Genomic DNA, 24404 nt, shown 5'->3' with positions numbered 1-24404 from the left:
CATGACAAGATATGATTTCATCGTCCTGGGCAGTGGCCCTGCAGGTCGGCGGGCTGCAATTCAGGCGGCCAAGCTTGGTCGTTCCGTGCTGGTTGTCGACAATCGCGCGCAGATAGGGGGCGTTTCCGTTCATACAGGAACCGTGCCATCGAAAACACTCCGCGAAACAGCACTCAATCTGTCAGGTTGGCGTGAGCGCGGCTTTTACGGGCAGGCCTATCGCGTCAAGCGCGACATTGGTGCAGCTGACCTCAGCGCCCGCATCGCCACAACTTTGAAGCACGAAGTCGATGTGCTCGAGCTGCAGTTTGCCCGCAATGGCGTACGCGTAGCCAAAGGCCTGGGTCGTTTCAGGGACCCACATCACATTACCGTGACCCATACCGAAAACGGTTCGACACGCGAAGAAACCGTGTACGGCGAACATATCCTGATTGCCGTTGGAACAAGCCCTTACCGTCCGGCCTCAGTCAAGTTTGACGACGTCCATATTCTCGACAGCGATGCCTTTATCGAAACGCCGCGACTGCCGCGCAGTCTGGCCGTAGTCGGGGCGGGCGTGATTGGCATCGAATATGCAACCATCATGAGCGCGCTCGACATCCCGGTTACAATCATCGAACCCCGTGACACAATTTTGGATTTCATCGATAGCGAGATTACTGACTATCTTCTCCATCAGCTTCGCGATCGTGGCATTTCTGTGCGCCTCGGTGTGTCGGTGGAAAACGTGACGCTCGAAAAAGGAATTGTTCGCACCACAACGAGCGACGGACGAACTATTTCATCAGACATGCTGCTTTATGCCGCAGGTCGGATCGGAGCGACCGCAGGCCTCGGCCTCGAGAATTGCGGTCTGGAAGCGGATTCCCGGGGGAAACTGGCAGTAGACGTGAAGTCCATGCAGACGGTGGTTCCGCACATTTACGCCGCTGGAGACGTAATTGGATTCCCCAGTCTTGCTTCGACTTCAATGGAGCAGGGCCGCATCGCGGCTTGCCACGCGTTCGGCGCTCCCCTCCCCAAGGGCGCAGAAATGTTTCCGTTCGGCATCTACGCCGTTCCTGAGATTTCATCTGTCGGCATGACTGAAGCAGCAGCCCGCGCCGCCGGACTGCAATTCGAAGTCGGTGTCGCAAGGCTGCGCGAAACGTCCCGGGGCCATATCATGGGTGTGGGCGGCGGATTGCTGAAAATGATATTCAACCTGACAGATCGACGACTGCTGGGTGTCCACATCATTGGAGAAGGCGCAACGGAGCTGATTCATATCGGTCAGGCAGTCGCGAACCTCGGCGGGACGCTTGACTATTTCATCGAGCATACGTTCAACTATCCGACCCTCGCGGAAGCCTACAAGATCGCGGCACTTGATGCCTGGAACCGCATGCCTGCGAAAGTCGCGGAAGGGACATCGGTATCGCGCCTGCGCAAGGCCGCCTGAGGCCCGCTTGGGTTTTTGGGTCTACGGGGCTATCGAACGGACGAAGCAAAGTCTGGATACATTTAATGTCAGCCTCTCGTCACGGCGGATTCCACCATATTGACTTGAATGTGAGTGACCTGAAGGCTGCACGTCGCGTCTATGGCATCTTGCTTGAATTTCTAGGCTACCAAATGGTCAAGGATGACGACCAAGGCTGCGAATGGGACTTTGCTGGCGTCGACGGACGGGCGTCCTTTGGGCTGAGGTTGGCTGATCCGCAATGGATCAACCACGTACACAGGCGTTATGCCCCTGGCCTTCACCACTTGGCTTGGCGCGCAGAAAGCCGGGAGCAAGTCGATGCATTCCACCGGATTTTGATTTCAAGAGGGGTTCCCGTCCTCGATGCTCCAGCTGAATATCCGGAATATTCTCAGAGCTATTATGCAGTATTTTTTGAGGATCCTGACGGGATAAAGCTGGAACTTCTCCACGAAGGTTGAGGCTTTGCTCGACGGCGCCCCGTCCCATGGTCAAACAATTGCACACAGCCCTTCCTGCGCTCTTTTGACACCGCCGCACCCGGCGGGAATAAGAGCGCCATGACAAACACGAAACAGACGGCAAGAATCTGCCTCCGCATTTTGTTGGGCATCGTTTACCTGATTGCAGGCGTTGCCCACATCCGTGCTCCGGGCGGATTCTTGAAGATCACGCCTGACTGGGTGCCCTTTCCAAGCAAAGTGATCTTCCTGACAGGCCTCGCAGAAATTGCAGGATCCCTGGCCCTGGTCTTTGTGCCAAGGTTGAGGGTCGCGGCGGGCATAGGGCTAGCAGCTTACGCCGTTTGTGTCTTCCCAGCCAATATCAACCATGCGATCAATGATATTGCAATTGGCGGGAAGCATCTGAGTTGGTGGTATCATGGGCCAAGACTGGCGTTCCAGCCTGTCTTTGTGTGGTGGGCTCTTTGGGCAAGTGGAACTATAGAATGGCCATTCACAACCCGGAAAACTGCATAAAGAGTAATGAAGTTGCTGCCACGATGGAGAAGACACTCTTTGCTATTGCCGCTGCAGATCAGGATATCGTTCCCCTGCTGTTCAAACGTTTTCTTGAGACATATCCGGACCAGCGCTCAACGTTCACGAACCTTGAAGCCGCTCAAGGGCGGATGACAAACGAAACAATCGAGGCCCTGATTGGGCTTGCCACAAACGCATACTGGGTTCCGGTAACAATCACGAATTTTGTCGATCTTCACCGTAACTATGGGAACATTCCGCTCGAACTCTACATAGCCTTTGTGGATATGCTTGTTGTCACGCTGGCTGAAGCAGCCGGGTCAGCCTGGACACTCGAGCAAGAACTGGCTTGGCAGTCGCAGGCAAAGCGGTTGAACACGATGATTGCGCAGGCCTATGAAGGCAAGACCCCGGCAATGAGCGATTGAAAGACCCGCCACATGTCCAGCAACCTCGCGGATACGATGCCATTCTCGAAATTGATGGGTATCCATATCGTTCAAGCAGAAAAATCGCGGATTGAAGGTGAACTGACCGTCCGGTCCGATCTCTGTACGGCGGGCAGCATCATGCATGGAGGAGCCATCATGGCATTTGCCGATGCGCTTGGGGCCATAGGCGCCTTCCTGAACCTTCCTGAAGGTGCAAAGGGAACAACGACGATCGAAAGCAAGACCAACTTCCTGGGGGCGGCGCCACAAGGTGAAACGGTCACAGCCATTGCAACGCCCGTTTCGATTGGCCGCCGCCTGTCCGTTTGGCAAACGCATATCACAAGGAGCGACGGCAAAGCAGTTGCATTGGTCACGCAGACGCAGATGGTGCTTTAGAATTTTGCGCTGCTGTATGGCGTTGGAAGCTGCTATGCTCCTGCACGCGGGCTGAAATCCCGATCGCCCGCAGGAGAAATGCCATGCGAATGGAAGGCGAAGAAGTCCACGTTACCGAAGAAGAGGCCAGCGGCGGAAGCCAACCGCACATTGTTCGCTATGTGCTTGCGGCCTCGCTCTTGCTGGCTGTTCTAGCCCTATCGGCCATTTGGATCACTGGGGCCGCTTTTAGTTAGCCGACATTAGCGACGCGCGTAGGTTGAACGCCGGAGAAACGGAGCCTCAATTTGCGCCAAGGCGACTGGTGCGTAACTGGTTATTGAGTCCGGCTGCATTCCCGTTGCTTTAGCCAGCACTTGATAGGCAGCATTGCAAAACTGTGCCTGTGCCGCCGGCATTGCGAAGAAATTGTATAGTCGGGTGGCGTGCGTATCATAAGCACTTGACCATTTGGCGCCATAGCGCGCTCGGAACGGGGCGATTTCGGCCGCATTTGCAGCAGCGAGAGCTGCCTTGTGGCGTGCAAGCATCCGGTTGTAACTTGATGCGATGCCAACCATCTTGCCGGTCCTGCAGCTGAGCGCGGCGACATTCAAGCCGGATCGGAGGTGCCAAAGCGCTTCCTGTTCGGAAAGATTGACATTGATCGACGCCGACGGTCGGCTTGGAACAATTGCGGGTGGCGGAGATACATTTGGCGCGGGCCGGATTGAGGCTGATTGCCTTACGCCCCCTGCACAACCCGCGACAAGGAGCACTCCCGTCAAAGCTGATATCGCTCGACCCGAAATCTTTTGCCTGATTCTCATCTCACTGGTCCCACCCCAATGGCTCGATGACTGAGGCTATCTGGCCTCATGTTAGGAAAGTGTAAACACTGCGACAGGATGAGACGAAAAACAAAAAGGGCCCCGTGCACCGCACGAGGCCCTTTTCACTTTACTTGTAGACGCAGGATTAGCCGAGCAGTTCCTGCTCGAGCTTCTTGGCCATTTCCTCAATATTCTCAGGCGGCCAGCCAGGAATGTCCATGCCGAGCCGCAGACCCATGCTGGAGAGCACTTCCTTGATTTCGTTCAACGACTTGCGGCCAAAGTTCGGTGTGCGAAGCATTTCCGCTTCGGTCTTCTGAACCAGATCGCCAATGTAGATAATGTTGTCGTTCTTGAGGCAATTCGCCGAACGGACACTCAGCTCCAACTCGTCCACCTTCTTGAGGAGGTAGCGATTGATGCTGTTGCTGTCGCTTGAGGACTCCGAAGGCGCAGGTGCGGCAAGACCGATGAGCTGCGAGGACTGAGCCAATGCTTCGTCGAAATGGACGAATAGCTGAAGCTGGTCCTGCAGGATGCGCGCGGCATAGGCGAGCGCATCGTCGGGCGTCACAGTGCCATCCGTCTCGATCGTGAGCGTGAGCTTATCATAATCAAGCTCCTGCCCGACGCGCGTGTTTTCAACCTTGTAGGCAACCTGGCGAACAGGCGAATACAAGGCATCGACCGGAATAAGGCCAATCGGAGCATCCGCCGGACGGTTGGCAGCAGCAGGGACGTAGCCCTTGCCGGTGTCCACCGTCAGTTCCATGTTGAGTGATGCGCCCTGATCAAGGTGACAAATCACATGATCGGGATTCATGATCTCGATATCGCCAGAAACAGCAATCATGCCTGCCGTCACTTCAGCGGGGCCGGTTGCCGAGAGTTGCAGACGCTTTGCGCCTTCGCCCTGCATGCGGATTGCAATCTGCTTGATGTTAAGCACCATGTCGGTCACGTCTTCACGCACGCCGGCAAGCGACGAGAATTCGTGAAGGACATTTTCGATTTTCACCGAAGTGACCGCCGCGCCTTGAAGCGACGACAAAAGCACGCGACGCAGAGCGTTTCCAAGCGTCAGGCCGAAGCCGCGCTCGAGAGGTTCGGCGATAAAGCTCGCCTTGCGTCCTGCATCACCGCCCGTCTTCTTTTCGAGCGTGTCGGGTTTCTTGAGTTCCTGCCAGTTCCGGGTGTTGACTGCCACGATAGTCCCCTTGGGGTTGGGTGCCAGGCGCGTCCGCCTTGCCACCGATTGAAACAATTTGGCGGGATGAACGCATCCCGCCCGATAACATTAAACGCGGCGCCGTTTCGACGGACGCACGCCATTGTGCGGGATCGAAGTCACGTCGCGGATCGAAGTGATCTGAAAGCCGACTGCCTGAAGCGCACGGAGTGCACTTTCGCGGCCCGAACCCGGACCCTTGACCTCGACTTCAAGCGTACGAACGCCATGTTCGGCAGCCTTCTTGCCGGCATCTTCTGCCGCAACCTGCGCTGCATAAGGCGTCGACTTGCGACTGCCCTTGAAGCCCATCATGCCCGCCGAAGACCATGCAATCGCATTGCCTTGCGCGTCTGTGATCGTGATCATCGTGTTATTGAAGCTGGCGTTGACATGAGCAACGCCGGCCGTGATGTTTTTACGCTCGCGGCGCCTGATGCGCTGTGGTTCGCGTGCCATTTTTGAATTCCCAACCTAAATCTGAAAGCTGAAACGTGCGGGCTGAAGGTTACTTCTTCTTGCCTGCGATCGGCTTGGCCTTGCCCTTGCGGGTCCGTGCATTGGTATGCGTACGCTGGCCACGAACCGGAAGGCCCTTCCTGTGACGCAGGCCGCGATAACAGGCCAAATCCATCAGGCGCTTGATGTTCATCGCAGTCTGGCGACGAAGATCACCTTCAACAGTATAATCCGCATCAATCGCTTCGCGCAGGTGAAGGACTTCCTGATCGGAAAGGTCCTGCACGCGCCGTTCAGACGTGATGCCCAGCTTGGTTGTCAGTTCCTTGGCCTTGGCGGGTCCAATGCCATGAATATATGTCAGCGCAATTTCAACGCGCTTGTTTGTGGGGATGTTCACCCCGGCGATACGTGCCATCTAAATTGATCTCCTGCTCCACGGGGCGGCTGGCGAACCGGCCCATCTCGACGCTTTGAACCTCCGAAAAACAACATACACGACGAGCGCGAGAAAGCGCCGCCGTGGAAACGGTGTTTTGGAAGTGATTGCGAGGTAGACATGAGTCGGCGCACTGTCAAGCGTTGAGCGCAAGACAAATGCGTGTAACACCTTTCACGCGTTGCACGAACTCGCTAGTAGAAACTGACATGTAAACGCTCGGAGTTAACAATGCGCGCCATTCCTCTCATCATTGCCCTTTTGGCTGCTGCTCCGGCAACTGCGGCCCTTGCTCCCGGAGCAAAGGCGCCAAACTTTACCACGCAAGGCGCACTCGCGGGGAAGCCCTTTAACGTCACGCTCGCCAATCTACTGAAGAAGGGCCCTGTCGTCCTGTATTTCTTTCCCGCAGCCTTCACGCCAGGCTGCACAGCCGAGGCCCATGAGTTTGCGGAGAAGACGGCATTGTTCAAACAGGCAGGCGCAACAGTCCTCGGGATTGCCGCAGACAAGATCGAAGACCTTCAGCGCTTTTCAGTGGAGGAATGCCGCAACAAGTTCGCAGTGGCAGTTGGCACGCCCGCAATCATAAAGGGATACGACGTGGTGTTGCCGCAGCTCAACACAAGATCAAGCCGCACATCATATGTCATCGCGCCGAATGGCCAGATTATCTATGCCTATTCGGACATGGACTATCGCAATCACGTCGCGAACACGTTGAAGGCCGTCCAAAGCTGGAAGGAAAGCCGGAAACGCTGACTTAGCGCGTTTTCACATAGGTTCCCGGCGCGTCTTCGATCGCCCTTAGATTTCCACCGCCGGGAATCCGTGGCCCTTCCGCAGGCACCCTGTCTGCATCAAAACGTTCCAGCCATTCGTGCCAGTAAGGCCACCAACTGCCCTTCGTCTCGGTCGCGCCAGCAACGAACTCCTCAAGCGAGGATACCGGGTTCGCGTTCGTCCAGTATTGATACTTCATCTGCGCCGGCGGATTGACGACTCCTGCGATATGGCCACTTCCCGCCAGCAGGAATTCCATTGGCCCTCTGAAGTGATCCCGGATTTTCCAAACACTCTCGACCGGGGCAATGTGATCCTCGCGACCTGCCTGAATGAAACTGGGCGTTTCGACCTTGGTAAGGTCGATTGGCACCCCAAGTGCGCTGAGAGCGCCTGGCTGCACGAGCTTGTTGTCGCGATAGAGATCGCAAAGATAGGCCCGGTGCCATTTTGCCGGCAAGTTCGTCACATCCCCATTCCAGTGAAGGAGATCGAACGCCGGATAATCTTGGCCGAGCAGGTAGTTATTGACCACCGTGCTCCAGATCAGATCCTTGCCGCGCAACAGGTTGAAGCTGAGCGCGAGGTAACGGCCATCGAGATAACCATTGGTTTCCAAGCTTTCGATGAGTTTGAGCTGCGCGTCATCAATGAAATTCAGCAAATCTCCTGCGCGAGAAAAATCGACCTGGGCGGTGAAGAACGTTGCTGACTTTACCTTGTTCGCTTCTCCACGCGCTGCGAGGATGGCCAAAGTTGCAGCAAGCGTGGTTCCGGCAACACAATATCCGATAGTGTGAACTTGATCGACATCAAGCAATCCGCGGATAGTATCGATCGCATCAATCTGTGCGGCGATATAATCGTCCCACACCACTTCGGACATGCTTGCATCCGCAGACTTCCATGAGGCTACAAACACAGTGATGCCCTGATCCACGCACCATTTGATAAAGCTCTTTTCCGCGGTCAGGTCGAGAATGTAAAACCGGTTGATCCACGGAGGGAAAATCACCAGCGGCGTCTTCAACACAGTCTCCGTTTGCGGAGCATATTGGATTAATTGATAGAGTGGTGTCTGATGAATAACCTTGCCTGGCGTGACGGCGATGTTTTCACCCAGCCGGAATGCTTGCGGGTCGGTGTGCGTCAATTGGCCGCGCTTCAAGTCCTCGACGAGATGCTGAAGGCCTGACATCAGGCTTTGCCCTTTGGTTTCGACCGCGCGGTTAAGAGCAACAGGGTTGGTCAAAGGGGAGTTTGCGGGGCTCATCGCCTCGACAATTGTCCGAACAGCAAAGGCTATCCGCGCGCGCTGTTCCGGCGGCACATTATCGAGGTTTTCGACTGCGCCCAGCATATAGTCGGACATCACCGAATAGCCTTGCCGCATCAAGTCAAAGACGGGATGTTCCCACTCGCTGCCTGCAAATCTCTTGTCGCGAGGATGGACCTTGTCGCGACCTGCGGCTGCAAGCGGGGCGAGAAGAGGCGCCCATGAATCGATACCCTGCCTCCAGAAATTGACTATTTGGGTCCCTGCTTCAGCCATCCCCTGAATGGCAGCTTCGGTTTCGGGCGGCGATTGGGGCGAATCGGTCATCCTGATTGGGCTACACCCTTTTTGGCGGCATCGAAAGCACCGCTACGCCCTAGCGTCATGGCGCATAACGGGCCCGAAAGTTGACAAATTCGTTGCAATTCGAGACTGTTTCACCCTGTGTGATAAGGTTGAAGAAGAGGAATTGGAAATGGAAAGTCTTGACGTCCTGATCGTCGGCGCAGGCATTTCCGGCATTGGCGGCGCGGTACACCTGTCTAAGAACTGCCCTGATCGCAGTTATGCGATTCTGGAAGGTCGGGATTCAATTGGTGGGACTTGGGACCTTTTCCGCTACCCGGGGATCCGGTCGGATTCCGACATGCACACACTCGGCTTTTCCTTCAAGCCATGGACGCACGAGAAGTCGATTGCAGATGCGCCAGCGATCCTTGACTATCTGCGTGAAACTGCCCGGGAATACGGCATCGAGAAGCTGATCCGTTATAATCACCGCGTCACGCGCATCGAATGGGACAGCGCGGTTGCGCGCTGGACTGTGACCGTCCGAAAGGATGGCAAGGATACGGTGCAGATGCAGTGCCGCTTCCTTTACATGTGCACCGGCTACTATAGCTACACCGACCCCTATCAGCCCGAATTTTCCGGGCGGGACACGTTCAAGGGGCCGGTTTTCCATCCGCAGTTCTGGCCCGAAGATCTGGACTACAAGGGCAAACGCACTGTCGTTATCGGGAGCGGTGCGACGGCCGTGACAATCATTCCAGCAATGGTGAAGGAAGGCGCCGGCCATGTGACGATGTTGCAGCGCTCCCCAACCTGGTTCGTTTCCCGACCTGCGAAAGACAGGATAGCAAATACGCTGCGCAAGTTCCTGCCAAATCGTGTCGCCTACGGGCTTACACGCTTCAAGAACATCAACATGCAGCAGTATTTCTTCAATCTGACCCAGAGAAAGCCTGAAAAAGTCAGCAAGAAGCTGCTCGAGTTGACGACGGAAAGACTGCCAGCCGGCTATGATGTCGCGACACATTTCACGCCGCGCTACAGGCCTTGGGAACAAAGGCTTTGCCTGGTACCGGACGCAGATCTTTTTGAAGCGATCAAGAGCGGAAAGGCCGAAGTGGTCACCGATCATATCGAGCGTTTTGACGAGACAGGCATTGTCCTCAAATCGGGTAGGCATCTCGACGCTGACATCATCGTTACGGCAACGGGCCTGAAGATGGAAATCATGAGCGGAGTCGAAATAGTTGTTGACGGGGAGAACCGACACGTCAGCCAATCGTTCAGCTATAAAGGTTGCATGTACTCCGACATTCCAAACCTTGCATCGTCATTTGGATACTCCAATGCAAGCTGGACGTTGAAGGCGGACCTGATCAGCGAATATGTCTGCCGGCTGCTGAATCACATGCGCGAAACCGGAACCGACATCTGTGTGGCTGAACCACATGGAGTCAAGGAAACCGGCGAAGGCATGATGAACCTGTCATCCGGTTATGTGCAACGTGCAAAGGACCGTGTGCCCAAGCAAGGCGATATCGATCCGTGGATTGTCTACCACAACTATTCACTGGACAAGAAGTTGATGCGCTATGGCAAGCTTGAGGACGGCGCGATGCATTTCTACAAAGCGAAGGGTGTTGCCCAGAGCGTCGCGGCCGAACCTATGGCCATCGCTGCGGAATAAGACCTAGTATCGGTAATGGCGACGTCCGAAATTCGTCCGCTCAAATGAAAAGGCCGCGATGCCATTGTCGCCCAAAGGCACGATGGCAGCGCCAAACACCGAAGTGTAGCCGCCCGTCCCAACGCCAAAACCGATTTCGCCATGAATTTGGCCATCTGGAACGTGAAGGTCATCGATTGCCACACGATCAATAGCGCGCCTCGAGGCAGCTTCCTGTATAGCCTCAGCGTCTTTCGCAGTCAGTCTGTGCACGATGCCAGCAGGCGGGCTAGCCAAGGGCTCCGCCGTCGAAACCGTATTGGCCGATGTGACGAGGGAGGCGGCAGTGATGATGATCAGGGAAAGCGACATCGGGCGAGCATGGTGGCATGGTCCTGTCGCTAACATGAACAACAATTCGCCTGTTTTCAGAACGTCTCCTGCTCGGGTCTTGAATTCGCTTTCGAACACACGGAAACAGCCTCAAGTGGCCCGAAAAGGCTATGCTGTCTTGCTCCAAAAATACTATCAGTTTGTCGAATGGAAACCCCGGCCTTTAAGACTAACCTTCCTTCGGTGGGAGCTAATCTAGAGCGAGCCGAAACCGGCCGCCAGTAAGCTCTGCATAGGGAGGAAATGGCCATGCACAGGAAACTGCTCGGATATTGTTCACTTGTCGCCCTGACCGTTGGCTTGGCATCGCCTGCCGCGGCGCAACAAGCTGCTGACAACGAAGCACGGGACACGATCATTGTTACGGCGACACGCCAAAACGTTGACAAGCAGAAGCTCGGTGTCTCGCTTACGGCAATAACGCAGGAACAGCTGGAAATCCTTGCTCCACGCACGCTTCAGGACATTCAAGGCACTGCACCAAACGTTTTCATCGGTATCGGCACGGCCGCACCGGGCCAAAGCGCCATTTTCATCCGCGGCCAAGGCTATGCCGATGTCGAAAAGACCCAGAGCCCGCCGGTGGGTGTCATTCAGGACGGCGTGTTCTTTGGCAACAATACAGGCCAGCTCCTCGATATGTTCAACGTATGTTCGGTGGAGGTTGATCGAGGTCCACAGGGCATCTTCTATGGCAAGAATACGACCGCAGGCCTGATCAATGTCACCCGTTGCGCCCCGACGCGTGAGCTGGGCGCTTCGCTCGAAGCAGGCTATGGATCGTTCAATGAAGCCTATGTACGCGGTGTTATCAATGCCCCGCTCGGCGACAAGGGCGGCATTGCCGGATCGGCGCAATATCACCGGACGGATGGCTATTATAAGAACGTTTACACCAAGACCAATGCCGCTGGCAGCGACTATTTTGCAGCCAATCTCAAGATCAATTACGATCTTGCTGACTGGCTCAATGCCGATTTCAGTTACGACCATATCCACGAAACCGGCGGCGGCACACCGGTTCAGTTTGGCAACGTGCTCACTGCAAACATCCTCAGCGGCGGCAATCCCGGCGCGATCTGGCCAAAATACAATCCGGTAACCGGTAGCCCCGACGGATTAGGACCACGGGAAGTGGAGAACCGCCTCGGTGGCGACCGGGACCGTCTTAATACCAACATCGGCAGCCTTATTCTCAAGGCCAAGACGCCACTGGGAGAATTGGTTTCGCAAACTGCTTATATGGATGAGGCCGATACCGTCTGGCAGGATTTTGACGGCACCTGTGTGACCGGACCGGGCTGCACAAGCGTTACCAACCCGCTCCTTGCAGCCACCGGCGGGTATCTGCAGACGCTGCGCGATCAAACTTACAAGCAGTTTACGGAGGAGGTACGCCTGCAGGGCAAAGCGTTTGAGCAATTCGACTATCTGATTGGCGCCTACTACTACAACCACAAGATCACGCTTCACCAGAACACCAATGCTGCGATCGACCAATTCTCCGGTGAAAAGGCTCACAGCTGGTCATTCTTTGGCAACCTCGACTGGAATCCGACTGACACGATCAAGATTTCGGGCGGTCTACGCAATATTTCCGAGACCAAGAATTTCAACACCACCTACATTCTGCTTGGCACAATCCCGCTTATCCCGAAGATCACCGACCGGCAGAGCTGGCACAAGCTGATTACCAGATTCAACATCCAGTGGCAGGCGACGCCCACGACACTCCTATATGCTACAAGGTCAGAAGGCTTCCGGTCGGGCGGCTTTTCGATACGAGGCACATTGTCGGAGCAAGCGGCAAGCCAGACAAACTGCGGGGTCGTTGGCGGCTGCCCTGGGAACAATTTTCTGTCTTACCAACCTGAAACCAACACGACCTATGAAGTTGGTATCAAAAACCGCTTCTTCGACAATGCAGTGACCTTCAACGCCTCTGCATTCATCAATGATATCAGTAACTTCCAGCAGTCACAGGTTGTCGTGACGCCGAATTATGGGCCGGGCACAAACACATATGTGGTCAATTATCCCAAGGTACGCATCAAGGGACTTGAGTTCGAGCTTGATCTTAACCTCGGGAGGATGACGGAAAGCCTTAAAGGCCTGTCACTCTCTGCAAGTCTGGGTATCCAGGACGCAAATGTTCGGGACGGCAAGATCAACGGCCAACAGGCTGCCATTGGTGCAGGCGCGCAGGCCGGTCCTCCGGGCAGCTTTGCCAATTTCACCGGAATCGGCCTGCAACGCGTGCCGAGCAACAATTATACGATCCGGGGTACCTATGCCCGTGATATCGGCACTGATACCAAACTTACCGTCACTGCAGGCTATTCGTGGATCGACAGCTTTTCGCTCGGCACCTTTGGGCTCGCCGAGGATATCCAGCCATCCTATGGCCTGCTGGACGCATCTGCGACGCTCAACTGGAAGAATTATTTCCTTCGTGTCAGCGGCAAGAACCTGACCGACAAGAACTACCGGACCCAGTCGTTGCCAACGGTATTCTTTCAGGGCTGGGCACCGCCTGCGACATATCTGGTGACTGTCGGCGTCAAATTGTAAGCGGGGGCGCCGCAGCAGGGCTGCGGCGCCTGTCGGGCTTGCGTGGAATGCGCCAAGGAATCGGCGCGCAATCCCTGTCGACAAGGGCGTGAGCCGCCCTTTTGGATAATTGCCGCAACCTAGAGAGCGACCTTTTGCTGGCAGTCTTTGCAAATCTGACGCATGGAAGCATCTCTAATCCCTTGAACCGGAAAGTTGAGATGTCCGAAGAATTCTATCGCATCAAGCGCCTGCCCCCTTATGTCATCGCCGAAGTGAACGCGATGCGGGCGGCCGCGCGTCAGGCGGGAGAGGACATAATCGACCTTGGCATGGGCAATCCCGACCTGCCTCCTCCGCCCCATGTCATTGAAAAGCTGTGCGAAGTGGCGATGAAGCCGGATGCCCATGGCTATTCCGCATCGAAGGGTATTCCAGGGCTGCGCAAAGCGCAGGCTGGATACTATGGCCGTCGTTTCGGTGTCGATCTGGATCCCGAAAGCGAAGTGGTCGTAACGCTCGGGTCGAAGGAGGGCCTCGCCAATCTTGCGCAGGCGATCACGGCGCCAGGTGATGTCGTGCTTGCCCCGAACCCGTCCTATCCGATCCACACCTTTGGCTTCATCATTGCAGGCGCGACAATCCGAAGCGTACCTACTACCCCTGACGAGCGCTATTTCGAAGCGCTTGAACGGGCAATGAAATTCACCGTCCCCAAGCCTTCCGTCCTGGTCATGGGCTATCCGTCGAACCCGACTGCTGAAGTCGTTGACCTTGCCTTTTATGAACGCGTCGTCGCGTTTGCGAAAGAACATGGCCTGTGGGTCCTGTCTGATCTGGCTTATTCCGAACTCTACTATGATGGATGCCCCACGCCCTCGATCCTGCAAGTCAAAGGCGCGAAGGACGTCGCAGTCGAATTCACGTCCATGTCCAAAACCTATTCAATGGCTGGCTGGCGGATCGGTTTTGCGGTCGGGAACAAGACGCTGATTGCAGCACTCTCGCGCGTAAAATCCTATCTTGATTATGGCGCGTTCACCCCCATTCAGGCAGCCGCGGTTGCTGCGATCAATGGACCGCAAGACATTGTCGCCGCCAACCGCGAACTCTACAAGAAGCGCCGCGATGTTCTGGTTGAAAGCTTTGGCCGCGCCGGTTGGGAAATCCCCTCGCCGCGCGCGTCGATGTTCGCATGGGCACCGCTCCCCCCTGCCCTTGCCCATCTGGGGAGCCTCGAATTTTCAAAACAGCTTTTAACTCATGCTGGCGTCGCTGTTGCAGCAGGCGTCGGTTATGGCGAGGAAGGCGAAGGCTTTGTCCGCATCGCGATGGTGGAGAACGAACAACGGCTGCGTCAGGCCGCCCGCAATGTTCGCAAATATCTCCAATCGATGGGTGTGAATACACCTTCGGTAAAGGCCGGATAGGGCTTCCTGCCGTGCTTAGACTGACACGTTGTTCGCAGGTCACCGGCCCCGCGACCGCGCCCGGAGCGCCGACGCGACGGGAACTCCGCCCTACCCATGCAAGCAACGGCCCAGCGCGCGATCGGTCCGTCCATTAATGGCAAGATCGGATTTCTCCTTCACGTATCAGTTCCGAGTCCGCTGGTCAGAAGTCGATCCGCAGGCAGTCGTGTTCAATGCGCGCTACCTCGACTATGCAGATATTGCGATTACGGAATACTATCGTGCCGTCGGCTTTCGTGCGCAGCACCCAGAAGAACCGCTCGAATTTCATGTCAAGCGGGCTACTGTGACATGGTACAAGCCCATTCAGGCGGACGAGATGATTGACGTCATGGCCCGTACCGCCCGTACCGGCACAACTAGCATGACACAGATCGTCGAAATTCATGGCGCTTCTGCCAACGACAATGACGATCTCCGCGCAGAAATTGAACTGGTCAATGTCCATGTCGATCTGGCTACGCACCGACCAATTCCCCTTCCTGACTGGCTTGCAGAGGCCTTCGCGGTGTTCGACAATCGTCACGGCCATTGACGTCAATTGCGGTTTTGCGTTGTTCCCCGCGCCCGTGCTAAGGGCCGGTCCATGTCGGAAATCACGTCTGATCCAGCTGCCCTTGTCGCAGAGATGGGACGCCGCGCACGAAAGGCGGCGGCGCAAATTTCGCGCTTGCCCTCCAGTCACAAATGCAGGGCGTTAACGGCAGCCGCCGTTTCAGTGCGGTCTTCGGCAAACACAATTCTGGAAGCGAATGCCAAAGACCTGGACGATGGTCGCGCCAACGGACTCAGCCCTGCCATGCTTGATCGCCTGGCCCTCAATCCGGAGCGTCTTGAAGCGATGGCGGCAGGCATAGAAGCTGTTGCGCAACTTCGCGATCCGATTGGCATGGTCATTGATGAGGCCATCCGCCCCAACGGCCTAAAATTGTCTCGCGTCCGTGTGCCGCTGGGCGTCGTCGGTATCATCTATGAAAGCCGACCGAACGTTACGGCCGATGCAGCTGCTCTTTGCCTGAAATCTGGCAACGCTGTCATCCTGCGCGGCGGATCGGAAGCAAGCCGGTCGAATCAGGCAATCCATGCAGCAATGTGCGCCGGCTTGGCCGAAGCCGATGTTCCCGTCGACGCGATCCAGCTAGTCCCAACGACCGATCGCGCAGCTGTCGGCGCCATGTTGGCCGCGCATGGCTTGATTGACATCATTGTGCCGCGAGGAGGCAAGGCGCTGGTTGCGCGCGTCCAGCAAGATGCGCGGGTGCCTGTGCTCGCTCATCTCGACGGCATTTGTCACACATATATTGATGGTGATGCAGATGCAGCCAAGGCACGGCAGATCGCGGTCAATGCCAAAATGCGACGCACCGGGGTTTGTGGCGCGACGGAAACGCTTCTGATCGACCGGAAATATGCTGAGCCGCAGCCGATTCTGAAGGCCTTGATTGAGGCAGGATGTGCGCTTCGGGGCGATGCCTTTACGCTAGCGCTGGAACCACGTGCTGAAGCAGCAACCGACGCGGATTGGCAAACCGAGTATCTTGATGCAATTTGTTCTGTGTGTTTCGTGGATGGCGTCGAAGGAGCAATTGAACACATCGCAAAATATGGCTCTGGCCATACAGACTCAATCGTTACGGAAAATCAGGCAACGGCAGAAACCTTCCTCAACGCGGTCGATAGTGCGATTGTCATGCACAATGCCTCCACGCAATTCGCCGACGGTGCCGAATTTGGCTTGGGCGCGGAGATTGGCATTGCCACCGGGCGCCTGCACGCACGCGGTCCTGTCGCGCTGGAGGGCCTGACGACCTATAAATGGATGGTGCGCGGAACAGGCCAGACACGCCCTTGATTCGGACGGCGTTACTTGGCGGCTCATTCAACCCAGCCCATAGCGGCCACAAGCGGATCAGCCTGTTCGCCGCAAAAGCTCTTCGCGCAGAAGAAGTATGGTGGCTGGTTTCGCCCGGAAACCCCTTGAAAGAAGGCGCAAAGGACATGGCTCCGCTTCGGGCGAGGCTTAAATCTGCCAAAGCGATGGCACAGCGCAGCATCATCCACCCAACCGCGATAGAGCAGTTACTTGGTACCCGCTACACTGTAGACACGTTGGCTGAACTCATAAGGCGCTATCCGAATCGGCGTTTCATCTGGCTGATGGGAGCTGACAATCTCGCCCAATTCCCACAATGGCGCGACTGGCGGAAGATCGCGCACTTGATGCCGATTGCGGTTATCGCGCGTCCGGGCTATGATGATCCCACTCAGGCGGCTCGCGCCATGGGCTGGCTGCGGAAATTTGTCCGCCCCGCACGTCAGGCAAAATACTGGACAAAGTGGAGAATCCCGGCGCTCGTGCTATTGCGCTTGCCCCCTGACAAAAGCTCCGCCACGGCGGTCCGCCGGTCCAAGCCCGAGTGGTACCGTTCCTTAACCGCCAACCCTGTGCGCGATCCTGTGACGCGCCTCATGATCGATTGAGACCGAACTTGCCTGCTGCCTCTGCCGCAAAGCGTAACACTGACGCCCAGCCTTCCGATGCCTTACATGCCCTCATTCTGAAGTCGCTCGACGACGATCAGGCTGTTGAAACCGTGTCGATCCCGCTTGCCGGCAAATCGACGATTGCAGATCACATGGTTATCGCCAGCGGGCGTTCGACCCGGCAAGTCGCCTCAATGGCACAGAAGATTGCCGAAAAGATCAAAAGCGAATTCCACCGCTCACCCCGGATTGAAGGATTGCCTGCCGCGGATTGGGTGCTCATTGATGCAGGCGACGTGATCGTCCATTTGTTCAGGCCCGAGGTCCGCAGCTTCTACAATCTTGAGCGTATGTGGGCTTTTGGCGACGCGCCGGTTGCGACCGAAACGGCTTGAAGCTCCATATTATTGCGCGCGGCAAGATGGGCCGCTGTCCAGAGGCGGAGATCATCGCGCGCTACCAGAAGCGCATCGGCTGGCCAATCGAGATTACCGAGCTGCCTGACGTCGGCGGGAAACCGCCACCGGTTGCTTCAGAAACCCGGATCGTCGCGCTCGATGAGACAGGTGAGCAGATGGGTTCAGCAGAGTTCGCCCAGTTGCTTTCCATTTGGCGTGACGAGTCCATTCGAGAAGTACGATTCCTCGTTGGTGCCGCAGACGGGCTAACTAATGACGAGAGGCAAAGCGCGCACAGACTCATCGCGTTTGGGCGCGCGACCTGGCCACACATGCTGGTTCGAGCAATGTTGGTAGAGCAACTCTATCGTGCGACAAGCATTATTGCCGGCCACCCCTACCACCGCGAAGGATAGGCTATCAGGCTGCCCGCAACTCGCTGATCGGACTTTCGATTGGGAAGTCCATCCCTGGAACGGCCATCGTCTTTTTCGCAAGTTCCACGAAGCGGTTCGCCAACAAGGAGGGCGCGGCAGCGCGTTCGGCCCGCTCGGCAAGCAGAGCAACGGGATCAATCTCCGTATCGAAGCGGATGCCGACACGATCCTTCTGCGTCCAGACAATGCGGCCAATGAGCTTGCCGACGTGCCGGATCATGATCGAGACCTGGCCGCGCAGCGCAATATGTGGCGGCACAATCGCCATCAGGCCACCTGCTGAGATATTGCAGACCCGCACGGAAACCGGAGACTCCTCTCCTTCAGGCACGATCTGAGCGCTCAAAACCACCGCGTAGCGGCGCTCTGCAGTTTCGAACTTCTCGGATTCTGCAAACTCTGGTGCACGGACCAATTGCATTGCCACGATCTTATCCTTCATCTGACCAGCCGCGAGATGCGGTTATTCATGCAATGGTTAGCGGCGCAGAAGGGATTTCCTTTAGGTGTTTGGCCCAAAAAATTTCTCTCCCGTTAACCAGTTGTTAGGTGCAGCAAACTCCTGCTTTCGAAACTTGTTTGCATCGCTTGAGATCATCTTGGGGGTTGTATAATCTGCCATTCAAATCGCAGGTGCCCGTTTTGAAACGTATTGTCTCCGTGATCGCTGCTGCCGGCCTTTTCGTTGGCCCGGTCCTTGCCCAATCCGTCCCGGAGCGTCCGTTGCCCAATTACCCGCATACGCGTGCAAGCGACCTGGTCGAGGAACATTTTGGCGAAAGGATCGCCGACCCATTCCGGTGGCTGGAAAACGACGTTCGTGTCGATCAGGAGGTCCGTGATTGGGTCAATCGCGAAAACGCACTTAGCAGTTCATATCTCTCGCGTCTTCCAGGCCGTGCGATACTCGCGGGCCGAATAAGGGATCTCACCAATTTTGAACGTTACGGCACACCGCGCAAGGCAGGAAAATTCTATTTCTACGTGCATAATGAAGGTTCGCAAAACCAGTCAGTACTCACGGTGCGTGAGGGACTTGAAGGACAGCCCCGCGCAGTCGTCGACCCAAATGGCTGGGCGAAAGATGGCGCCACAGCTCTTGCAGAATGGGCGCCTTCCAACGATGGCCAATGGGTTGCCTTTGCCGTGCAAGATGGCGGGACCGATTGGCGGACACTGAAAGTCGTCAACGTCGCGATCGGCGAGGTGGCGGAAGACGAGATCAAATGGGTCAAGTTTTCATCATTAGCTTGGAAGGCTGACGGCAGCGGATTCTTCTATTCGCGCTTTCCGGAGCCCGAGCCTGGCGGCACCTATCAATCAATCAATCTCAACCAGGCCGTCTTTTTTCACGCGCTGGGAACGCCACAGGCTGCAGATACAAAAATCTTCGCCACGCCGGACAGGCCGCGATTGAGGCATTCTGCCCAAGTCACGGACGACGGTCGTTATCTCATGATCACCTCTGCCGACGGCACAGACCAGCGCTATGAACTTACGGTTGCCAGGATCGACAAGGGCCCGCTCAAATTGCGCACCCTGGTCAAGGGACTAGAGAACAATTGGGCACTGGCCGGATCGGTCGGCCCAAGGTTCTTCTTCCTGACGGACAAGGATGCTCCGCGCGGGAGGTTAGTGACACTTGATGTCGAGCGGCGTTCAAAGCCGCCGGTCGAAATTGTCAGACAGAGCACGGATACTTTGGTTGGTGCATCCCTGGTGGGAGAGCGCATGATTCTGGCTTACCTTGGCGACGCCAAGTCTGAAGCTGAACTTCGCACACTTGATGGTCGATTGGTTGGACCCATAACGCTGCCCGCGATCGGTTCTGCGGCTGGCTTTGGCGGCAAAGGAGGTGATCCCGAGACATTCTACACTTTCTCGAGCTACGCCGTTCCGCCAACCGTTTACCGGTTCAACACGAACACGGGCAAAGCCGAGCTTTTTGCCCGCCCGAAGGTTCCTTTCGATCCTGCGGACTATGTCACGGAACAGCGCTTCTATACTTCTAAGGACGGGACCCGGATTCCCATGTTTCTTGTCCGCCGCAAGGACACAATGGCATCCGGTCCGGCGCCAACATTGCTTTATGGCTATGGCGGCTTCAATATTTCCATCGCACCAGCATTCGACGCTTCCAAACTGGCGTGGCTTGAACAGGGCGGTGTCCTTGCCGTCGCCAATCTGAGAGGGGGCGGAGAATATGGAGCCGATTGGCACAACGCCGGGCGTCTGCAGGCCAAGCAGAACGTCTTCGATGACTTCATCGCAGCCGGTGAATATCTGATTGCGGAAGGCATTACTTCGAAGGATCAACTCGCCATCGAAGGACGTTCGAATGGTGGCCTCCTCGTAGGTGCGGTCATCAACCAAAGACCGGATCTCTTTGCCGCTGCGCTGCCTGCAGTCGGCGTAATGGACATGCTCCGGTTCAATCAGTTCACGTCAGGGCGGTTCTGGATCGATGATTATGGCGATCCCGCAAAGGAGGCGGATTTCCGGGTCTTGCGCAGCTATTCACCTTATCACAACGTCACAGGCGGGCGAGAGTACCCTGCCATTCTGGTCACAACGGCAGATACAGATGATCGGGTCGTGCCGGGCCATAGCTTCAAGTATGTGGCCGCCTTGCAAGCGGCAGACATCGGGAACAAGCCGCACCTCATTCGGATCGAAACGCGGGCTGGCCATGGCAGCGGCAAGCCAATTGACAAGATTGTCGCGGAATCGGCCGACATGTATGCATTCATTGCAAAATGGACGGGACTTTCGATCAAGGCACCCTGAACATTAGCTGTTGATCCAGTTCATCGCCGGGAAAGAGCAGCGCCTGTAGACCGCGAATCCGCAGCTGTTGCAACAAGCTGTTCGAGAAGCAGGATTGCGAAATGACCATTCAGCGAAAATTGTCAGCAGGTATCGTTGCTGCAGCATTGCTGGCCAATGCGAGTTCCCCCGCGCTGGCACGCGATTATGACCGAGATTACGGCTACGGTTATGGCCACCATGGTTGGCATCATCGGCACGACCATGTGGATGGGGGAGATGTCGTGGCTGGCGTCGCCCTGATCGCAATTCTTGCGGCGGTCCTCTCGTCATCATCCAAGAACAGGAGCCATGTAGGTCACTCGCAAGGCGACATCGATAGCGAGGATGCGGCTGTTGATGCCTGCGCCCAGGCCGCTGAGGCCAAGGCTGGAGAACAGTCAAATGTGCGCGATATCACGCAGGTCGATCGCACCAGCGATGGCTGGAATGTCGAAGGCACCATCACACGGGGAACGGACTGGAACACCAATGACGATGAGGACGATGACGATGATAGTCGCCACTTCACCTGCACGGTTCGCTATGGCGCGGTGCAGGACGTAATGATTGAGAATGGCTCTATAGCCCTGAATTGAGACAGGTTCCGGAATCACTGCCCAGGCGGCGCATCAAATTAGTTTCTCAGCCCATCGCCGGGGATATTGACCATACGCAACGCATCGTCACTATGCTTCATACGGAACCAAATGAGGCAGAAGACCAATGACAATCATAATGGATCGCCGCGCGCTCCTGACCACCGGTGCGTTCGGGCTCGGCGGGCTTGTCTTGCCGGGCGGATCGCTTGCCGCACAAGCACTGCTTGGCGGCCAAGGCTTTACACATGGCGTGGCAAGTGGTGAGCCGGATTCCGATTCAGTGCTGTTATGGTCTCGCTTCGTCAGCGCAACCGGGGCACCGTCCAAGGTCAGGGCGGAAATATCCCTGAGTCGCGATTTCGCCAAAGTGGCAAGCGGCGGAGAGATGATTACCGGCCCCTGGCGCGACCATACCGCCAAGATCACGGTCAGCGGACTGACCCCTGGCACGACATATTATTACCGCTTCATTGGCCCGGACGGATCAATCTCGCCCATCGCTCGCACACGCACTCTCCCGCTGGGCAAGGTGTCCAAGTTCAATATCGCAGTCTTTTCCTGTGCCAACCTCGGCTTCGGGCTTTTCAACGCCTATGCTCATGCGGCGGCCCGCGACGATATCGACCTTGTCTTGCACCTCGGCGACTATCTCTACGAATACGCCCGCGGCGGCTACGACAGTGGTTCCGACTTTTCGAAGCGGATCCTCCCGGAGACCGAGCTCTACAATCTCGCCGATTATCGCACGCGCTATGCAAGTTACCGTAGCGACCCCAATCTGCAGGCGCTGCATGCCGCCTTTCCAATGATCGCCAATACGGATGACCATGAAGGCGCCAATGACTCATGGGAAGGCGGAGCTGAAAACCACCAGCCGGACGAAGGCGATTGGACCAATCGCAAGAATGCGGCCATGCAGGTTTGGCGCGAATGGATGCCTGTCAGCGAGCAGCCTTGGAAAAGCTACGATATCGGTGATCTGGCCACGTATTTCCGGACAGACACACGCATGATCGCACGCTCCAGGCCGGCAAGCTATGGCACGATTTTGCGTAGCGGCGACCCAGCCGCCGCACTTGTCGCCTTCCGGGACGGGGCATGGCAGGATCCTGCGGCGACAATGATGGGGACGGAGCAGGAAAGCTGGCTCTATCACGGTTTCCGCGCTGCCAGTCGCCAAAAGAAGACCTGGCATGTCCTCGGGGTTGGGACCAACATCGGATATAATTCGACGCCGCCTGATGCGCTGGACTGGCTTGATCCAAAGGCGGACGGGCGGGCAATGGCCTATTTCAAAGCAGGAATCGCTGCTGGCAAAGCCGGATTGCCATACAATCTCGACAATTGGGGCGGGTATCCGCAAGCAAAGGCGCGCCTTCTTTCTGCGGCGCAGGCGACAGATGCCAACCTGATCGCGGTAACTGGCGACAGCCACAATGCCTGGGCCTTCGACCTTATAGAAGACAATCGATCCGCCGGAGTAGAATTCGGCGGTCATAGCGTTACATCTCCCGGCATCGAGTCTGCCACTCGCGCGACGGATCAGGAAAAGGTCGCAAGGGCCCTGATCGCAAACAGCAAGGAACTGCGTTGGACGGACACTTCAAATCGCGGTTATATGCATGTGTCGCTCACTTCAGCAGCCGCCACATGTGAATGGGTCTTCATGGACACTGTAAGGGCGGTATCAACGGCCACAAAGGCCAGCCACCGCATGAAAGTCCGCCCGGGCAGGAAGGTGCTCGAATCCGCATGAGATTTCTCACGGCGCTGGGAGCTATCCCTCTGCTGATTGTCAGTCCTGCATTGGCTGGAACGACTTATGTGCAGGCCGGTCGCCTGCTTGACGTCGAAAGCGGTCGCCTGGTGTCAGGCCAATGTATCACAATCACTGACGAACGGGTCAAGGCCGTGGGCCGTTGCTCCCGACCGCCCGCCGATGCGACCGTGATTGACTGGCGAGCCTATACGGTTCTGCCCGGTCTGATCGATCTCCACACGCATCTCGCCGATGTCGGGCAAGGTGCAGACGTTGCGGAGCCAATCAAGACCGGCCCGGCCGAAACCGCCTTCATCGGCGCAAAGAATGCGCGCGACACTCTGTTGGCCGGCTTCACAGCGGTTCGCGACGTCGGCACATTCCGTGTGTTTTCAGACGTGAAACTTCGTGACGCAATCGCCAAGGGACTGATCGCCGGGCCTCGTATGCTGGTTGCCGGAACATACCTCACCATTCCGGGAGGAGGCGGAGAGATCAACGGGCTTCCAGCAGGCTCGGTACCGCCGGAAATGCGCTTCGGCGTCGTGACAAATGCCGCTGAGGCCCGCGACAAGGCAGAGGCGCTCTTTGCAGGCGGAGCTGATTTCCTGAAGCTCATTGCGACTGGCGCTGTCCTCGCGATTGGCACCGAGCCAGGCCAGCCTGAACTGACCGAAGAGGAAATGCACGCCGCGGTCGAGGTCGCGAGGACGCACAACAGCTATGCGACCGCCCATGCGCATGGCGCAACAGGGATCAAGTCCGCAATCCGCGCTGGTGTGCGATCGATCGAGCATGCAAGCCTCATCGACGATGAAGGTCTTGCGATGGCCAAGGCTGCTGGCGTCTGGCTTGTGATGGACGTTTATAATGGCGACTATATTGAAGAGGTTGGGACGAAAGAGGGTTGGCCCGCCGAATATCTCCGTAAGAACCGCGAAACGACGGATGTCCAGCGGGAAGGCTTTACCAAGGCAGTGCGCATGGGCGTGAAGATCGGATTTGGGACAGACAGCGGAGTCTATCCCCACGGACTCAATGCGCGCCAGTTTGCCTACATGGTCCGCTTCGGAATGACACCGCTGGCAGCGATCCGCGCAGCCACGATCGAGGCGGCCAAGCTCACCATGCGGGAGAATGACATCGGCAGCCTGGCCCCCGGCCATTTCGGCGACCTGATTGCGGTCAAGGGTGATCCCCTTCGCAATATCCGGACCCTTGAAGCCGTGGAGGGTGTCATCAAGGGCGGCGTTCGCGTCAAGTAGTACC

General features: G+C 56.6%; 26 protein-coding genes. 19 read left to right on the top strand and 7 right to left on the bottom strand.

The annotated features are described in order from the left end of the window. The first annotated feature begins 1 nt into the window (after position 1). The 6 genes from sthA (at position 2) to K0O24_RS09150 (ending at position 3517) form a co-directional block, all read left to right on the top strand. Positions 2-1444, top strand: coding sequence for a Si-specific NAD(P)(+) transhydrogenase (gene sthA, locus K0O24_RS09175; RefSeq protein WP_219892447.1), 1443 nt, complete (start codon positions 2-4; stop codon positions 1442-1444). Between the two features lie 65 nt (positions 1445-1509). Continuing rightward, the gene (locus tag K0O24_RS09170) at positions 1510-1929 is read left to right on the top strand and encodes a VOC family protein (protein WP_219892446.1); all 420 of its coding nucleotides are present in this window, start codon (positions 1510-1512) and stop codon (positions 1927-1929) included. Positions 1930-2028: 99 nt separating this feature from the next. Further along, positions 2029-2448: a DoxX family protein gene (locus tag K0O24_RS09165; protein ID WP_219892445.1), complete on the top strand. Its 420-nt coding sequence runs from the start codon at positions 2029-2031 to the stop codon at positions 2446-2448. Further along, entirely contained in the window at positions 2418-2879 is a 462-nt protein-coding gene (locus tag K0O24_RS09160; RefSeq protein ID WP_219892444.1) for a globin, read from the top strand. The genes K0O24_RS09165 and K0O24_RS09160 overlap by 31 nt, the downstream gene beginning before the upstream one ends. Before the next feature lie 12 nt (positions 2880-2891). Further along, positions 2892-3281: a PaaI family thioesterase gene (locus K0O24_RS09155; RefSeq protein ID WP_246610940.1), complete on the top strand. Its 390-nt coding sequence runs from the start codon at positions 2892-2894 to the stop codon at positions 3279-3281. Between the two features lie 83 nt (positions 3282-3364). Next, positions 3365-3517 carry a hypothetical protein gene (locus tag K0O24_RS09150; RefSeq protein WP_219892443.1) on the top strand — a complete coding sequence of 51 codons (153 nt, stop codon included), beginning with the start codon at positions 3365-3367 and terminating at the stop codon, positions 3515-3517. A 6-nt stretch (positions 3518-3523) separates the two neighbouring features. Here the strand turns inward: K0O24_RS09150 and K0O24_RS09145 are convergent, their stop codons facing one another. The 4 genes from K0O24_RS09145 to rpsM all read right to left on the bottom strand — a co-directional run bounded on the left by K0O24_RS09145 (position 3524) and on the right by rpsM (position 6198). Then, positions 3524-3841: a hypothetical protein gene (locus K0O24_RS09145; RefSeq protein WP_219892442.1), complete on the bottom strand. Its 318-nt coding sequence runs from the start codon at positions 3839-3841 to the stop codon at positions 3524-3526. A gap of 397 nt (positions 3842-4238) precedes the next feature. Then, positions 4239-5300, bottom strand: coding sequence for a DNA-directed RNA polymerase subunit alpha (locus tag K0O24_RS09140; RefSeq protein ID WP_219892441.1), 1062 nt, complete (start codon positions 5298-5300; stop codon positions 4239-4241). Between the two features lie 90 nt (positions 5301-5390). Beyond that, positions 5391-5780: a 30S ribosomal protein S11 gene (rpsK, locus tag K0O24_RS09135; protein ID WP_022689616.1), complete on the bottom strand. Its 390-nt coding sequence runs from the start codon at positions 5778-5780 to the stop codon at positions 5391-5393. Positions 5781-5829: 49 nt separating this feature from the next. Continuing rightward, positions 5830-6198: a 30S ribosomal protein S13 gene (rpsM, locus tag K0O24_RS09130; RefSeq protein WP_219892440.1), complete on the bottom strand. Its 369-nt coding sequence runs from the start codon at positions 6196-6198 to the stop codon at positions 5830-5832. 252 nt (positions 6199-6450) lie between these two features. Between rpsM and K0O24_RS09125 the strand changes: the two genes are divergently transcribed. Then, positions 6451-6981 carry a peroxiredoxin gene (locus tag K0O24_RS09125; RefSeq protein ID WP_219892439.1) on the top strand — a complete coding sequence of 177 codons (531 nt, stop codon included), beginning with the start codon at positions 6451-6453 and terminating at the stop codon, positions 6979-6981. 1 nt (position 6982) lies between these two features. Here K0O24_RS09125 and K0O24_RS09120 read toward each other — a convergent pair whose 3' ends face one another. Next, the gene (locus K0O24_RS09120; protein WP_219892438.1) at positions 6983-8605 is read right to left on the bottom strand and encodes a PHA/PHB synthase family protein; all 1623 of its coding nucleotides are present in this window, start codon (positions 8603-8605) and stop codon (positions 6983-6985) included. A gap of 148 nt (positions 8606-8753) precedes the next feature. Here K0O24_RS09120 and K0O24_RS09115 point away from each other — a divergent pair, with 148 nt between their 5' ends. Further along, a complete protein-coding gene (locus tag K0O24_RS09115) occupies positions 8754-10256 on the top strand; it encodes a flavin-containing monooxygenase (protein ID WP_219892437.1) in 1503 nt (500 codons plus the stop codon). 3 nt (positions 10257-10259) lie between these two features. Here the strand turns inward: K0O24_RS09115 and K0O24_RS09110 are convergent, their stop codons facing one another. Continuing rightward, positions 10260-10607 (bottom strand): hypothetical protein, encoded by a 348-nt coding sequence (locus K0O24_RS09110; protein WP_219892436.1) that lies wholly within the window; start codon positions 10605-10607, stop codon positions 10260-10262. A 270-nt stretch (positions 10608-10877) separates the two neighbouring features. On the opposite strand from K0O24_RS09110, the gene K0O24_RS09105 reads away from it, so the two are divergent. The 7 genes from K0O24_RS09105 to K0O24_RS09075 all read left to right on the top strand — a co-directional run bounded on the left by K0O24_RS09105 (position 10878) and on the right by K0O24_RS09075 (position 17948). Then, entirely contained in the window at positions 10878-13199 is a 2322-nt protein-coding gene (locus tag K0O24_RS09105) for a TonB-dependent receptor (RefSeq protein WP_219892435.1), read from the top strand. A gap of 200 nt (positions 13200-13399) precedes the next feature. Continuing rightward, a complete protein-coding gene (locus K0O24_RS09100; protein WP_219895567.1) occupies positions 13400-14608 on the top strand; it encodes an LL-diaminopimelate aminotransferase in 1209 nt (402 codons plus the stop codon). Between the two features lie 136 nt (positions 14609-14744). Beyond that, positions 14745-15185, top strand: a complete 441-nt coding sequence (locus tag K0O24_RS09095) for an acyl-CoA thioesterase (protein ID WP_219892434.1) — start codon at positions 14745-14747, stop codon at positions 15183-15185. A 6-nt stretch (positions 15186-15191) separates the two neighbouring features. Further along, a complete protein-coding gene (locus tag K0O24_RS09090) occupies positions 15192-16502 on the top strand; it encodes a glutamate-5-semialdehyde dehydrogenase (protein ID WP_281421631.1) in 1311 nt (436 codons plus the stop codon). After that, positions 16466-17131, top strand: coding sequence for a nicotinate-nucleotide adenylyltransferase (locus K0O24_RS09085; RefSeq protein ID WP_425514725.1), 666 nt, complete (start codon positions 16466-16468; stop codon positions 17129-17131). The genes K0O24_RS09090 and K0O24_RS09085 overlap by 37 nt, the downstream gene beginning before the upstream one ends. Before the next feature lie 8 nt (positions 17132-17139). Beyond that, entirely contained in the window at positions 17140-17529 is a 390-nt protein-coding gene (gene rsfS, locus K0O24_RS09080; protein WP_219892432.1) for a ribosome silencing factor, read from the top strand. Next, on the top strand, positions 17526-17948 hold the full coding sequence (locus K0O24_RS09075; protein ID WP_219892431.1) for a 23S rRNA (pseudouridine(1915)-N(3))-methyltransferase RlmH: 423 nt from the start codon (positions 17526-17528) through the stop codon (positions 17946-17948). The genes rsfS and K0O24_RS09075 overlap by 4 nt, the downstream gene beginning before the upstream one ends. Before the next feature lie 4 nt (positions 17949-17952). On the opposite strand, the gene K0O24_RS09070 is transcribed toward K0O24_RS09075, so the two are convergent. Next, entirely contained in the window at positions 17953-18411 is a 459-nt protein-coding gene (locus K0O24_RS09070) for a PilZ domain-containing protein (protein WP_219892430.1), read from the bottom strand. 200 nt (positions 18412-18611) lie between these two features. Here K0O24_RS09070 and K0O24_RS09065 point away from each other — a divergent pair, with 200 nt between their 5' ends. From K0O24_RS09065 to K0O24_RS09050, 4 genes are all read left to right on the top strand, one after another. Further along, positions 18612-20756 carry a prolyl oligopeptidase family serine peptidase gene (locus K0O24_RS09065; protein ID WP_425514724.1) on the top strand — a complete coding sequence of 715 codons (2145 nt, stop codon included), beginning with the start codon at positions 18612-18614 and terminating at the stop codon, positions 20754-20756. Positions 20757-20857: 101 nt separating this feature from the next. Next, on the top strand, positions 20858-21373 hold the full coding sequence (locus K0O24_RS09060) for a hypothetical protein (RefSeq protein ID WP_219892429.1): 516 nt from the start codon (positions 20858-20860) through the stop codon (positions 21371-21373). Between the two features lie 127 nt (positions 21374-21500). Continuing rightward, a complete protein-coding gene (locus K0O24_RS09055) occupies positions 21501-23132 on the top strand; it encodes an alkaline phosphatase D family protein (RefSeq protein WP_219892428.1) in 1632 nt (543 codons plus the stop codon). Continuing rightward, positions 23129-24400: a Xaa-Pro dipeptidase gene (locus tag K0O24_RS09050; RefSeq protein ID WP_219892427.1), complete on the top strand. Its 1272-nt coding sequence runs from the start codon at positions 23129-23131 to the stop codon at positions 24398-24400. Before K0O24_RS09055 ends, K0O24_RS09050 begins: the two co-directional genes overlap by 4 nt. Positions 24401-24404: the final 4 nt, after the last annotated feature.

Origin of the sequence: Aquisediminimonas profunda, from assembly GCF_019443285.1 — a bacterium.
In the GTDB taxonomy this organism is placed as follows: Bacteria; Pseudomonadota; Alphaproteobacteria; order Sphingomonadales; family Sphingomonadaceae; genus Aquisediminimonas; species Aquisediminimonas profunda.
Note: the sequence above shows the minus strand (reverse complement) of the source record. Positions and strands in the feature narration are given on the sequence as shown.